Origin of the sequence: Cellulosimicrobium sp. 4261 (assembly GCF_040546915.1) — a bacterium.
GTDB lineage: Bacteria > Actinomycetota > Actinomycetes > Actinomycetales > Cellulomonadaceae > Cellulosimicrobium > Cellulosimicrobium cinnabarinum.
Genome location: NZ_JBEPOQ010000001.1, coordinates 1 through 13,614 on the forward strand (window position 1 = coordinate 1; position 13,614 = coordinate 13,614).

General features: G+C 74.7%; 11 protein-coding genes. 6 read left to right on the top strand and 5 right to left on the bottom strand.

Annotated features, from left to right (window positions below; translation table 11 throughout):
* Positions 1 to 213: 213 nt before the first annotated feature.
* Positions 214 to 918 (bottom strand): FadR/GntR family transcriptional regulator, encoded by a 705-nt coding sequence (locus ABIE39_RS00005; RefSeq protein WP_354049854.1) that lies wholly within the window; start codon positions 916 to 918, stop codon positions 214 to 216.
* 173 nt (positions 919 to 1,091) lie between these two features.
* Between ABIE39_RS00005 and ABIE39_RS00010 the strand changes: the two genes are divergently transcribed.
* The 3 genes from ABIE39_RS00010 to ABIE39_RS00020 are packed head-to-tail and all read left to right on the top strand — an operon-like array spanning position 1,092 to position 4,155.
* Positions 1,092 to 1,886 (top strand): (Fe-S)-binding protein, encoded by a 795-nt coding sequence (locus ABIE39_RS00010; protein WP_354049856.1) that lies wholly within the window; start codon positions 1,092 to 1,094, stop codon positions 1,884 to 1,886.
* Complete coding sequence (locus tag ABIE39_RS00015) at positions 1,883 to 3,493, top strand: LutB/LldF family L-lactate oxidation iron-sulfur protein (RefSeq protein WP_502914817.1); 1,611 nt, start codon at positions 1,883 to 1,885, stop codon at positions 3,491 to 3,493. The genes ABIE39_RS00010 and ABIE39_RS00015 overlap by 4 nt, the downstream gene beginning before the upstream one ends.
* Complete coding sequence (locus ABIE39_RS00020; RefSeq protein WP_175007638.1) at positions 3,490 to 4,155, top strand: LUD domain-containing protein; 666 nt, start codon at positions 3,490 to 3,492, stop codon at positions 4,153 to 4,155. Before ABIE39_RS00015 ends, ABIE39_RS00020 begins: the two co-directional genes overlap by 4 nt.
* An 85-nt stretch (positions 4,156 to 4,240) precedes the next feature.
* Here ABIE39_RS00020 and ABIE39_RS00025 read toward each other — a convergent pair whose 3' ends face one another.
* Positions 4,241 to 4,936 carry an NUDIX hydrolase gene (locus tag ABIE39_RS00025; protein WP_255436955.1) on the bottom strand — a complete coding sequence of 232 codons (696 nt, stop codon included), beginning with the start codon at positions 4,934 to 4,936 and terminating at the stop codon, positions 4,241 to 4,243.
* A 72-nt stretch (positions 4,937 to 5,008) separates the two neighbouring features.
* Between ABIE39_RS00025 and ABIE39_RS00030 the strand changes: the two genes are divergently transcribed.
* Entirely contained in the window at positions 5,009 to 5,725 is a 717-nt protein-coding gene (locus tag ABIE39_RS00030) for a uridine kinase family protein (protein WP_354049858.1), read from the top strand.
* 100 nt (positions 5,726 to 5,825) lie between these two features.
* Here ABIE39_RS00030 and ABIE39_RS00035 read toward each other — a convergent pair whose 3' ends face one another.
* Together ABIE39_RS00035 and ABIE39_RS00040 are read right to left on the bottom strand one after the other, a co-directional pair.
* Positions 5,826 to 6,629, bottom strand: coding sequence for a putative protein N(5)-glutamine methyltransferase (locus tag ABIE39_RS00035; protein ID WP_354049860.1), 804 nt, complete (start codon positions 6,627 to 6,629; stop codon positions 5,826 to 5,828).
* 244 nt (positions 6,630 to 6,873) lie between these two features.
* Positions 6,874 to 9,441, bottom strand: a complete 2,568-nt coding sequence (locus ABIE39_RS00040; protein WP_175007637.1) for an AAA family ATPase — start codon at positions 9,439 to 9,441, stop codon at positions 6,874 to 6,876.
* 281 nt (positions 9,442 to 9,722) lie between these two features.
* Here ABIE39_RS00040 and ABIE39_RS00045 point away from each other — a divergent pair, with 281 nt between their 5' ends.
* Both ABIE39_RS00045 and ABIE39_RS00050 read left to right on the top strand, forming a co-directional pair.
* Entirely contained in the window at positions 9,723 to 10,370 is a 648-nt protein-coding gene (locus ABIE39_RS00045) for a hypothetical protein (RefSeq protein ID WP_255436953.1), read from the top strand.
* Between the two features lie 193 nt (positions 10,371 to 10,563).
* Positions 10,564 to 11,517: a universal stress protein gene (locus ABIE39_RS00050; protein WP_354049862.1), complete on the top strand. Its 954-nt coding sequence runs from the start codon at positions 10,564 to 10,566 to the stop codon at positions 11,515 to 11,517.
* A gap of 2 nt (positions 11,518 to 11,519) precedes the next feature.
* Here the strand turns inward: ABIE39_RS00050 and ABIE39_RS00055 are convergent, their stop codons facing one another.
* On the bottom strand, positions 11,520 to 13,586 hold the full coding sequence (locus ABIE39_RS00055; RefSeq protein ID WP_354049864.1) for an ABC1 kinase family protein: 2,067 nt from the start codon (positions 13,584 to 13,586) through the stop codon (positions 11,520 to 11,522).
* Positions 13,587 to 13,614: the final 28 nt, after the last annotated feature.

The following is a 13,614-nucleotide window of genomic DNA, read 5'->3' on the forward strand; positions in this document are numbered from 1 at the left end:
TCCGCTCCCACTGTTCGTCCGACAAGACCTGGAACCGACTCACGCCCGTGAGTCTGGCCGCCCGCCTCCACTCAGAGTTGGGAGACACGCCCTAGCCGTCACGACATCGACCCACCGCGGGTCGATCTCGGACGCTCAGGCCGATCTCGCGGTGGCGCCACCGTCGGGCACCCCCGCGGCACCTTCGTCCGGCGGCCGTACCGCGACCGGCCCTCAGAGGCCCGTCTCGGCGTAGAACCCCTCGATGTGGGCACGCACCTCGCGGGCCGCGCGCTCGCCGTCGCCCTCCGCGACGGCGGAGAGCACGGCGCGGTGCTCGGCGCGCAGGCGTGCGGCGGTCCGCTCCCACGACGGCAGCGCCGCGCTGCCCGCGGCGACGTACGACTCGATCGCGCCGCGCAGCCCGGTCATGACGGCCTCGACGAGCGCGTTGCCCGCGAGCCGGACGAGCAGCACGTGGAACGTCGCGTCGAGCTCGCGGAAGTCGGCAGCGGGCAGCGCCGGGTCGTCCATGCGGTCGAGCAGGGCGTCGGCCTCCGCGAGCGTCGCCACGACCTCCTCGCCGTCCCCGGCGCCCCGGTCCCCCGCCGCGCGGACGGCCCACGTCTCGAGCAGGACGCGCGTCTCGACGACGTCGCGCACCGCGAGCGTCCCGGACGCGACGTGCAGGCGCACGGCCGCTCCCAGGCCCGCGGCGGGCCGGTCGACGACGGTCGCGCCGGCGTCGGGCCCGGAGCCCACGGCGGTGCGCACGATGCCCATGGCCTCGAGCACGCGGAGCGCCTCGCGCACCGAGGGGCGCGAGACACCGAGCTCCTCGGCGAGCGCGCGCTCGGCCGGGAGGCGCTCGCCGAGCGCCCAGCGGCCCGCTGCGAGGTCCGCCTCGATGCGGGCGAGGACGCGTTCGTGGGTGCGCACCCGCTCAGGGTAGGCGACCCCGGCTCGCTGTGGTCAGACCACGCGGCCGTCGTGGTCTACAGTGGACGGCCTGTGGTCAGACCACAGCCGCGGCGCCTCACCGCGGCGGTCTCGGCGAGCGGCGACGACGCGGCCCGGCGAGACTGGACCCGACTCGCCTCCCCGGAGCCCTGATGCGCATAGCCCTCACCGCGACCTGCATCGGCGACGTGATGTTCCCCCAGGCACCGCGCGCCACCGCCCTCCTCCTCGAGCGCCTCGGCCACGAGGTGTTCTTCCCCGAGCGGCAGACCTGCTGCGGACAGATGCACGTCAACACCGGGTACCTCGACGAGGCGGTCCCGGTGGTGCGCAACCACGTCGAGGCGTTCTCCCCCGTGCTCGACGGCGAGTGGGACGCCGTCGTCGTCCCGTCCGGGTCCTGCACGGGATCCGTACGGCACCAGCAGGCGATGGTCTGCCGACGGGCCGGGCTCGACGACCTCGCGCGCACCGCCGACGCGGTCGCCGCGAAGACGTACGAGCTGTCCGAGCTGCTCGTCGACGTGCTCGGCGTGACCGACGTCGGCGCCTCCTTCCCCCACCGGGTCACCTACCACCCGACGTGCCACTCGCTGCGCATGCTCCACGTCGGCGACAAGCCGCTGCGCCTCCTGCGCGCGGTCGAGGGCATCGACCTCGTCGAGCTGCCCGCGGCGGAGGCGTGCTGCGGGTTCGGCGGCACCTTCGCGCTGAAGAACGCCGAGACGTCGACGGCGATGCTCGCCGACAAGATGACGCACGTGAAGTCGACGGGCGCCGAGGTCCTCACCGCCGGCGACGCGTCGTGCCTCATGCACATCGGCGGCGGCCTGTCGCGCATCCGCGCGGGCGTCCGCACGCTGCACCTCGCGGAGATCCTCGCCTCCACGAAGGACACGCCCGCCCCCGCCGGGGTCGGCCCGTCGACACGTGGGGGTACCCGGTGAGCCGCACGTTCCTCGGCCTGCCCGTCCGGCGGGGCGCGCGCACCCTGCCCGACGACGTCGCCCACCCGGGCGGCCACGGCACCTCGGCGGGTGCGGGGGCGGCGTCGGACGCGTTCGGCGACGTCCCGCGCCCGGACGCCCCGCTGCGCTGGGGCGGGTGGTTCCCCGACGCGGCGCGCGAGGCGCTCCAGAACACGCAGCTGCGGCGCAACCTCGCGCACGCGACGTCGACCATCCGCGCCAAGCGCGCCGCCGTCGTCGGCGAGGTGCCGGACTGGGAGGCGCTGCGCGACGCCGGCTCCGCGATCAAGACCGACGTCATGGCACGCCTGCCCGAGCTCCTCGAGGAGCTGGAGCGCAACGTCGTGGCGCGGGGCGGCGTCGTGCACTGGGCGCGCGACGCGGACGAGGCGAACCGGATCGTCGCGGACCTCGTCAAGGCCAAGGGCGTCGACGAGGTCGTCAAGGTGAAGTCCATGGCGACGCAGGAGACGGGGCTCAACGAGGCGCTCGCCGCCGAGGGGATCGCGGCGTACGAGACGGACCTCGCGGAGCTCATCGTGCAGCTCGCCGACGACATGCCGTCGCACATCCTCGTGCCCGCGATCCACCGCAACCGGGCGGAGATCCGCGAGATCTTCCTCGCCCGCATGGGTGACGCCCCGCCCGACCTGTCGGACGTCCCGCGCGAGCTCGCGATGGCCGCGCGCGCCCACCTGCGCCGCAAGTTCCTCTCGGCGAAGGTCGCGATCAGCGGCGCGAACTTCGGCGTCGCGGACACGGGGACGCTGACCGTCGTCGAGTCCGAGGGCAACGGGCGCATGTGCCTCACGCTCCCCGAGACGCTCATCACCGTCATGGGGATCGAGAAGGTCGTGCCCACGTACACGGACCTGGAGGTGTTCCTCCAGCTCCTGCCGCGGTCGTCCACGGGCGAGCGCATGAACCCGTACACGTCCCTGTGGACGGGCGTCACGCCCGGCGACGGCCCGCAGGAGTTCCACCTCGTCCTGCTCGACAACGGGCGCACCGACGTCCTCGCCGACGAGGTCGGGCGGGCCGCGCTGCACTGCATCCGCTGCTCCGCGTGCCTCAACGTGTGCCCGGTGTACGAGCGGGTGGGCGGCCACGCGTACGGCTCGGTGTACCCCGGCCCGATCGGCGCGATCCTCACGCCGCAGCTCACGAAGTCCTCCGGTGGCCTCTCCGGCCACCACGACCCGAACGCGTCCCTCCCCTACGCCTCGACGCTGTGCGGCGCGTGCTACGAGGTGTGCCCCGTGAAGATCGACATCCCGTCGATCCTCGTGGAGCTGCGCGCACGCGAGGTCGACGCCGACCGCGGCCGCCCCACCGGGTGGGGCGCCGCGATGAAGGCGGCGTCGTTCGTCATGTCCGACGCGCGGCGGTTCGAGCTCGCGGAGAAGGCGGCGGGGGTCGGACGCCTGGTCGCCGGGCCGAAGGGCCGGATCTCGACCCTCCCGCCGCCCGCGTCCGCGTGGACCCGCTCGCGCGACCTCCCGGCGCCCGCGAAGCAGACCTTCCGCGACTGGTGGCGCGACCGCCCGTCCGACGAGCCCCGCACCGAGGGAGGCGAGGACCGGTGAGCGCGCGCGACGACGTCCTCGCCCGCGTGCGCACCGCGCTCGGCGGGTCGACGGCGACGGCCGGCCTCGCGGCGTCGGGCACCGCCCCGCGCGCCTACCGCGAGCACGGCGAGCTCGCCCCCGGGTCGCCCGAGGTCGTGGACGTGCTCGTCGACCGGCTCGTCGACTACCGGGCGCACGTGCACCGCGCGGAGACGTCGGCGGACGTGGCCACGGTCGTCGCCGACCTGCTCGTCGACGCGACGTCCGTCGTCGTCCCGGCCGGTCTCGACGCGGCGTGGCTCGCGGCCCTGGGCGCGGGGACCGCCGTCGTGCGGGACGCGCGCGACGACCCGCGCACGCCTGACGAGCTCGACCGCACGGACGCCGTCGTCACCGCGGCGCGTGTCGCGATCGGCGACACCGGCACGATCGTGCTCGACGGCGAGCCCGACCAGGGCCGCCGCGCGATCACGCTCGTCCCCGACCTCCACGTGTGCGTCGTGCGCACGGACCAGGTGGTGCAGTCCGTGCCCGAGGCCGTGCGCCTGCTCGCCGCGCACCCCGAGCGTCCGCAGACGTGGATCAGCGGCCCGAGCGCGACGAGCGACATCGAGCTCTCCCGCGTCGAGGGCGTGCACGGCCCCCGCACCCTGCACGTCGTCCTCGCCCCGCCGAGGTAGAGCTCCGGTCCGCCGAGGTAGAGCCCCGGTCCGCCGAGGTAGCGCCCTGGTCGTGACCAGGGCTCTACCTCGCGCGACCGGGGCTCTACCTCGTGGGGATGCCTGCCCGACGGCGGTGCCGCACCTCCGCGAGGACCGTCGCCAGGCGCACCGGGAAGTCGTCGGGCGTGCCGGGCGGCAGCGCGTCCACCGGGAACCAGGCGACGTCCTCGCTCTCGTCGCTGACGACCGTGCGCGCGTCCGGGTCGGCGAACGCGACGAACCCGACGTCCCAGTGCGTCCGGCACGTGCCGAACGCCGCGGCGAGGTCGTGCCGGTGCACGTCGACCGGGGCGGACGGCGCGGCGCCGGCCCGGGGCCCGGCCACGGACCCCACGCCCGCCTCGGGGTCCGCGTCGAACGGGACGCCCGGCTCGGGGTCCGGGTCGAACGGGACGAGGTCCTCGATGCCGCTCTCCTCGCGCGCCTCGCGGTAGGCGGCACCGGCGAGCGTCGTGTCCTCCGGCTCGGTGTGGCCGCCCACCTGGACCCAGAACCTGCCCTTGCGGTGGAAGCACAGCAGCACGTGGTCGAGCCCCGGGCTGAGCACGAAACAGCTCGCCGTGAGGTGCTGCGGACCGCCGTCACGCCGCACCGCCTCGGCGCGCGGCCCGGCGTCGCCGCGGACGAACGCGCGGTACTCCGCCGCGAGCGCCTCCTGACGGGGATCCACGGGCTCCCACCGGTCGAGGCGGTCGAGGGCGTCGCGGGCGAGCAGGGCGGCGGGGTCCGGAGCGGTCACCGGGGAAGGCTACGCGCCGCTCCCGACGGCGCGCCCCGTGGCTCGCGCGGGACGCTGCGACAATGGTGTCCCGTGAGCGACCCTCAGCACGACGCCGACGGCGGCCCCACCGACGCCGCCACCCGGACCGACCCGGTGCCGACCGGACCCGCCGGGGACCCGGCGCTGTTCGACCTCCCGCCGGGGTCGCGCGAGGTGCCGACGCGGATCGTGCTGCTCACCGGCGCGTCGGGCTCGGGCAAGACGTCGCTCACCCGCCGGCTCGGGCTCCCGGTCGTCGCGCTCGACGACTTCTACCTCGACCACGACCACCCCGACCTGCCGCAGCGTTTCGGCATCGTGGACTGGGACGACCCCCGCTCGTGGGACGCCGAGGGCGCGGTCGCGGCGCTCGTCGACCTCGCGCGCACGGGCCACACCGACGTGCCGGTCTACGACATCCCGACGTCGCTCCGCACCGGCACGACCCACGTCGACGTGACGGGCTCGCGCGTCGTGCTCGCCGAGGGCATCTTCGCGGCGGAGATCGTCGCGGCCTGCCGCGCGCAGGACGTCCTGGCCGACGCGATCTGCCTGTACCGTCCCCGGCTCGTGACGTTCTGGTTCCGCCTCCTGCGCGACCTCGCCGAGATGCGCAAACCGCCGCTCACGCTGTTCCGGCGCGGGTGGGCGCTGCTGCGCGCCGAGCCCACGCTCGTGCGGCACTGGGAGTCGCTCGGCTGCCGCGCGCTCACGCCCACGCAGGCCGAGAAGGAGATCCGCGCACTGCTGCGGCCCGCCTCGGCCTAGGCCTCGCCCCGGCGTTCCTCGACCGGCGCCGCCGGCGCGTGCGGAAGCCTGACGAGACGTGAGAAGCGGCCCCTCGCAGGCGCGTCCCGGGGGCCACTTCTCACGTCTCGGCGGGGAGCGTCCCGACGACGATCGTCGCGCCGATCTCGTCGTCCCGGACGACGCGCGCGACGAGGCCGGCACGGTCGAGCACCGCGACGGCGCCCGCCGCCTGACGCTCGCCGGACTCGGTGAGCAGGTGGCCGCCGGGGGCGAGCCAGGCGGACGCCTCGGCCGCGACGCGGCGCAGCACGTCCAGCCCGTCGCCGCCGCCGTCGAGCGCGACGTGCGCCTCGTGGTCGCGCGCCTCGCGCGGCAGGAGCGCAATCTCGGTCGTCGGGACGTACGGCACGTTGGCGAGGAGCAGGTCGACCCGGCCGCGCAGACCGGGCGGCAGCGGGTCGAACAGGTCGCCCGCGGACGCGGTGCCGCCGACGGCCGCGACGTTGCGCGCCGCGCACGCGACGGCGGCCGGGTCCACGTCGCTCGCGTGCAGCGAGACGGTCGTGTCGCCGCCGAGACCCACCGCGGTCGCGAGCCCCAGCGCCCCGGCGCCGCAGCACAGGTCGACGACGACGACCGCCGGCCCCGCTCGTCGCCCGAGCGCGACCGCCTCGTCGACGAGCAGCGTGGTGCGCTGGCGCGGCACGAACACCCCCGGGTCGACGGCGACCCGCAGCCCGTGGAAGTCGACGTACCCGAGGACGTGCTCGAGCGGCTCGCCCGCGACCCGGCGCGCGACGAGCGCCTCGAGGTGCGCGGCGTCGTCGGCCCGCTCGGCGAGGAGCGCGGCCTCGTCCTCCGCGAAGACGCACCCCGCGGCGCGCAGGCGGGCGGTCAGGTCGTCGAGCGGGCTCTGGTCCACGTCCCGGACGGTACTCCGCGCCGAGCCGCGTCCGCGCGGGGATTGCCGCCGCGACGGTCCACCCATCATCGCCGAGCACCTCACCCCCGCGGGAGGTCGAGCAGGCGCTGCTCGACGGTGTTGCCGTACCGAACGGACCGCGTCTCGCGCTCTGGCGACGGTGCCGCAGGGTGCCGGGACGACGACGGGCCCCGACCCTCCCGGAGGAGGATCGGGGCCCGTGTGTCAGGCGTTCAGGAGTGCGTCACTCCGCGCCGGCCTGCAGCTCGCCCGTCGGGGGCAGGTCGCGGACCGAGACGCCGGTGGGGGCGTCGAGCGCGGCGGCCGCGCCCACGCTCACCGGGCCGCGGTCGTGCTCGCCCTTCGAGACGCCCCGGAAGGTGAACTCCCCGAGCAGGCCCTCGCCCTCGGCGTCGACCAGGACGATCTCGCCGGCCTTGAGCTCGCCGAACAGGATCTTCTCGGAGAGCACGTCCTCGATGTCGCGCTGGATCGCGCGGCGCAGCGGACGAGCACCCAGGACCGGGTCGTAGCCCTTCTCCGCGAGGAGGTGCTTCGCGGGCTGCGTGAGCTCGATGCCCATGTCCTTGTCCCGCAGGCGGGCGTCGAGACGGGCGATCATCAGGTCGACGATCTGGATGATCTCGTTCTGCGAGAGCTGCGGGAAGACCACCACGTCGTCGACGCGGTTGAGGAACTCAGGCCGGAAGTGCTGCTTGAGCTCGTCGTTGACCTTCGCCTTCATGCGCTCGTAGGACGTGACCAGGTCGCCGCCGGCGTTGAAGCCGGTCTGGACGCCCTTGGCGATGTCCCGCGTGCCGAGGTTGGTCGTCATGATGATGACGGTGTTCTTGAAGTCCACGACCCGGCCCTGCGAGTCGGTCAGACGACCGTCCTCGAGGATCTGCAGGAGCGAGTTGAAGATGTCCGCGTGGGCCTTCTCCACCTCGTCGAACAGGACGACCGAGAACGGCTTGCGCCGCACCTTCTCCGTGAGCTGACCACCCTCGTCGTACCCGACGTAGCCGGGGGGCGAGCCGAACAGCCGCGAGACGGTGTGCTTCTCGGAGAACTCCGACATGTCGAGCTGGATGAGCGCGTCCTCGTCCCCGAAGAGGAACTCGGCGAGCGCCTTGGCCAGCTCCGTCTTCCCGACGCCCGTGGGGCCGGCGAAGATGAAGGACCCACCGGGGCGCTTCGGGTCCTTGAGGCCCGCACGCGTACGGCGGATCGCCTGCGACAGCGCCTTGATCGCGGCCTCCTGGCCGACGACGCGCTTGTGCAGCTCGTCCTCCATGTGGAGCAGGCGGCTGGACTCCTCCTCGGTGAGCTTGAAGACCGGGATGCCCGTGGCCATGGCCAGGACCTCGGCGATCAGCTCCTCGTCGACCTCCGCGACGGTGTCCAGGTCACCGGACTTCCACGCCTTCTCCTTGTCGGCGCGCTTCGCGGTGAGCTGCTTCTCCTTGTCGCGCAGGCCGGCGGCCTTCTCGAAGTCCTGCGCGTCGATCGCGGACTCCTTCTCGCGGCGCGCCTCGGCGATCTCCTCGTCGAGCTCCTTGAGCTCCGGCGGGGCCGTCATGCGGCGGATGCGCAGGCGCGCGCCCGCCTCGTCGATGAGGTCGATCGCCTTGTCCGGGAGGAACCGGTCGTTGATGTACCGGTCCGCGAGCGTGGCCGCGGAGACGAGCGCGGAGTCCGTGATGGACACGCGGTGGTGCGCCTCGTAGCGATCGCGCAGGCCCTTGAGGATCTCGATGGCGTGCGTGAGCGACGGCTCGGCGACCTGGATGGGCTGGAAGCGACGCTCCAGGGCCGGGTCCTTCTCGACGTGCTTGCGGTACTCGTCGAGCGTCGTCGCGCCGATGGTCTGCAGCTCGCCGCGCGCGAGCATCGGCTTGAGGATGCTCGCGGCGTCGATCGCGCCCTCGGCGGCACCCGCTCCCACGAGGGTGTGGATCTCGTCGATGAAGAGGATGATGTCGCCGCGCGTGCGGATCTCCTTGAGCACCTTCTTGAGGCGCTCCTCGAAGTCACCGCGGTAGCGCGACCCGGCGACGAGCGCGCCGAGGTCGAGCGTGTAGAGCTGCTTGTCCTTCAGCGTCTCGGGGACGTCGCCGCGGACGATGTCCTGGGCGAGACCTTCGACGACGGCCGTCTTGCCGACGCCGGGCTCGCCGATGAGGACGGGGTTGTTCTTGGTGCGGCGGCTCAGGACCTGCATGACGCGCTCGATCTCGAGGCTGCGCCCGATGACCGGGTCGAGCTTGCCCTCGCGCGCGGCCTGGGTGAGGTTGCGCCCGAACTGGTCGAGCACGGCCGAGCCCGACGGCTGGCCCTCGGTGGGGCCGCCGGCGGCGACCGGCTCCTTGCCCTGGTAGCCGGACAGGAGCTGGATGACCTGCTGGCGCACCTTGTTGAGGTCGGCGCCCATCTTCGTCAGGACCTGGGCGGCGACGCCCTCGCCCTCGCGGATGAGGCCGAGCAGGATGTGCTCGGTGCCGATGTAGTTGTGACCGAGCTGGAGCGCCTCGCGCAGCGACAGCTCGAGCACCTTCTTGGCGCGCGGCGTGAACGGGATGTGCCCGCTCGGGGCCTGCTGACCCTCGCCGATGATCTCGGTCACCTGGGTGCGGACGCCGTCGAGGGAGATCCCGAGGGACTCCAGCGCCTTGGCCGCGACACCCTCGCCCTCGTGGATGAGGCCGAGGAGGATGTGCTCGGTGCCGATGTAGTTGTGGTTGAGCATCCGCGCCTCTTCCTGGGCGAGGACGACGACCCGACGGGCTCGGTCTGTGAATCTCTCGAACATGTGCTGCTCCTCGTGAGCGGCGTACACCTGCCCGCCGGACGACGGGTACAAGCCTGACCGCATTGACTCTATGCGGTTCGAACGAGCCGCACCCCCTCCGTATGCCGTTGTTCGCCAGGGGCGTGAAAGAGAGGTCGGGCCGTGACCTGCCGGGCGGTCCCGGGAGCACGACGCAGGAGATCACCCGGTCCGACACGCGCCCGAGGCGTTGACCGCGGCCCGCGCCACGGGCAGGCTCGGGAGTGCGCCCCGCACGACGTCCAGAAGGGTGGCGAAGAGCGATGCACCAACCGGAACAGCCGCCGGAGGACACCCCCGCACCGGACGCGGACGAGCGAGAGGCACGCCCCGCGGGCTCGCCCGCGTCGTGGGAGCAGGTGGTCGCCCGGTTCCACGGCGCCGTCGCGGAGGTCGACGACCCGCTCACCTGGGGCCTCGACCTCGACGAGGAGACGCTGACGGGCGCCGGCCACGGCGCGCACGACCCGGCCGAGGAGCGCTTCCTGCGCTCCTACGTGTCGTTCACGGGCGAGACGCTCGACGTCGAGACGCTGCGGGTGCGGGCCGCGCACGACGAGCAGGCCGAGGACATCGCCCGCACCGCGCTCAGCGGTGCGCTCGCCGCGCCGCTGCACTCGGACACCCCCGGCGACGACGACTTCCTCGACTCCTACCAGGAGTACCGCGCCGCGATGCGCGCGATCGTCGAGGAGGTGGACGTCGCGCCCGTCGTGCGCACCACGTTCCGGGTCGACGGCGAGACGCGCCCCTGCCTGTACGTCACCGTGCGGGAGCACGCCGCGGTGTACGTGCCGGTCGGGGACCGGGCGCTCGTCGTCTCGGGCCCGGCGGACCTGCTCGCGCGGGTCGACGTCGTCACCCGCCCCCTGCGCAACATCCTCCAGGACGAGCCCGACCCGCGGTTCTGACCGCCTCCCCGCGGCGCGCCGCGTGCCGCCCGTGTCGACGCGACGCGGGACTCTCGTCCACCACCTCGGGACGCCCGTCCCGGGCGCGGCGCGCCCGCGCGGCCTAGGGTCGAGAGAGCACCGGCGCCCCCGACGGCGTCGGGACAGCACGCCGACGGCGCACGCGGTCGGCAGACCGGGCGGAGGTGGCGAGATGCGCGGCGTGATCGTCGGTGTCGACGGGTCGGAGGAGTCGGGCGGCGCGCTCGACTGGGCGCTGCGCGAGGCGACGGACCGGGCGGTGCCCCTGACGGCGGTGCTCGCGTTCGAGTCGCGGCAGGGACCGGGCGACGGCCCCGGCACGGTGGCCGACGAGAAGCGCGCGCTGGCCCAGGAGTGGCTCGACGCCGCGCACGCCCGCACGGGGATCGGCCCGGACGTGGTGACCGCGAGGGCCGTCGCCGAGCGCGGCAGCCCCGCGGCCGTCCTGCTCGCCCTCGCCCAGCCGCGCGTCGCGCAGCCCGCCCAGGACGACGTGCGGCCCGACGCCGCCGACGGCGACGACGCCGACCTGCTCGTCCTCGGGCGCTGCGGCCGGGGCCGCCTCGGGCGCATGGTCCTCGGGTCGGTGCCGACCGCCGGCGTGCAGCACGCGACCGTCCCCGTGACCGTGGTGCGCGGGACGCCCGACGTGCGCCACGACCACGCGCGGCCCGTCGTCGTCGGTGTCGACGGGTCGGCGACGTCGGTCCAGGCGCTGCGGCACGGCGCCGACGTCGCGCGCCGTACGGGCGCGACGCTCGAGGCCCTGTTCTGCTGGCAGATCGTCTCGCTCGCGCCCCTGCCCGACTCGTGGGGGTGGACACCGCCCATCGACGACTACGAGAAGTTCGCCGCCCAGAAGCTCGACGCCGCGCTCGAGGCGGCGGGGGTCGACCTGCCCGACGACCGCCTCGTGCGCAGCGTGCAGCACGTGCACGCCGCGAAGGGGGTCATCGAGGCGTCGTCGCGCGCCGAGCGGCTCGTGCTCGGCAACCGCGGCGTCGGCGGGTTCGACCGGCTGCTCCTGGGCTCGGTGAGCCGGCACGCGGTCGAGTACGCGCACTGCCCGGTCACGGTCGTGCGGCCCGCGGACGCGACGCACCCGTCGGGCGCGCACGACGCCTGAGGTCACTCGCGGCGCGCGGCCGACCCCCGGAACGCGAACACGAGGACGCGCACGGCGAGCACGGTCCCGACGAACCCGAGCGCAGCGCCGAGGACGGCGAACAGGCTCAGGCCCTCGACGAGCTCGGGGCCGGAGTCGGCGGAGACCAGCACGACCGCCGCGACGACGGCCGCGGCGGCGATGACCGTGGAGACGACCTGCTGCACGAGGCCGGTGAGGAACGCGCGGTCCTCGGGGTGCGCGAACGAGCGGACGGTGACGGTGAGCCGCCCGGCCTCGACGTCGCTCGTGATCTTCGCGAGCCGGCGCGGGAGCCGTTCGAGCTCCGGCGCGAGGCCGAGGAACAGGCTCGTCGCGCGCTCGCGCAGGCCCTGCGGTGTCACGACGCGCCGCACGAGCGGCTGCGCGGTCGCGCGGGCCGCGGCGACGAGGTCGAACCCGGGGTCGAGCAGGCGCAGCGTGCCCTCCAGCGACGTGAACGTCCGGAACGCGGCGGCGACCTGCGACGGGACGGCGAGGCCCGCGTCGGTGACGAGCCGGAAGAGCGCGGTGAACATCGCGCCGCTCGCGCCGGCGCCGCGGAACCGCACGATCACCTGCCCGACGGCGCGCTCCAGGCGGCGCACGTCGAGGTCGGCCGGGGCGTCGAGCAGCTCGAGGAGGGCGTCGGTCGCGGCGACGGCGTCGTCGGCGTCGACCGCGAGCAGCACCGCCGCGAGCGCGAGCCGGTCGGGCTCGCCGAGCCGGCCGACGGAGCCCATGTCGAGCAGGCCGAGACGGCCGTCGGCGGTGACGAGCACGTTCCCGGGGTGGAGGTCGGCGTGGAAGGTGCCCGCGACCAGCACCTGCTCGAGCGTCGCCGCGAGGAGGCGAGAGGCGAGGTCGGCGCGCACGTCGTCGTCGAGGCCGGAGAGCACGTCCGCGGCGCGGCCGAGGGGAACGCCGTCGAGCCGTTCCATGACGAGCAGCGTCGTCCCGGAGAGCTCGGGGTAGACGTCGGGGACCCGGACACGCGGGCCTGCGGCCAGGTCGGTGGCGTCGTCGTCGGGGCGCCGGTCCTCCGCCGCGCCCCGCGCGAGCGCCGCGCGCAGCGCGAGCGTGTTCTCCAGCTCGACCGTGTAGTCGAGCTCCTCGCGCAGCGACGCGGCGAAGCCGTCGGCGAGGTCGACGACGCCGAGCGAGCGGCCCCACGCCGTGTCGCGCTCGATGCGGCGCGCGAGCCGCCCGAGGATCGCGAGGTCCGTCTCGACCTGGGCGCGGGCACCCGGGCGCTGCACCTTGACCACGACGTCGCGCCCGTCGAGCAGGCGGGCCGCGTGGACCTGGCCCACGGATGCCGAGGCGAGCGGCTCCGGCGAGAAGTCGGCGAACGCCTGGTCGATCGGACGCCCGAGCGCGCCCGCGACGGCCGCCTCCACCTGCGACCACGGCGCGGGCGGGACCTCGCTCTGGAGCGTGGCGAGCGCGTCCGCGAACGCGGCGGGCAGCAGGTCCCGGCGCGTGGACAGCACCTGGCCGAACTTCACGAACGTCACGCCGGCGTCGCTCAGGGCGTCGCGCAGCGCGGCCGCCTGTCGCCGCTGGTCGGTGCGCGACAGGCGCGAGCCGTCCGGCTGCCGCGCTCCGCGCGTGAGCGCCCCACCGAGGCCGTGCCGGACGCCGATCCCCAGGATCTGGGCGTAGCGCCGCGTCTCGCGACGGCCCTGGCGCAGCCCTCGGAGCGCGCGCCACGGCCCCGGGACCGAGCCCGTCGGGACGAGGAGCTCGAGCACGAGCAGCACGCACAGCCCGAGCACGAACGCCCACGCGAACGCGAGCACGACGGCGACGAGCGCGACGCCCGGCTCGACCGTGAGCGTCCCGTCCGGGCGCGACCAGCCGGCGTCGAGCAGGCCGCCCGTGAGCACCCACGACGCGACCGACAGCATCGCGAGGGCCACGACCGCCGAGCGGATCCAGCCGACGGGCGCGCCCATGACGCGCCGCGCCGTCGCGGCGAGGAGCAGCAGCATCCCGACGGTGAAGACGAGGCCGAACAGACCGACGAGGAGACCGGAGACCACCTGCATGGCGGCCACTCTTCCGGACCGCACGGCA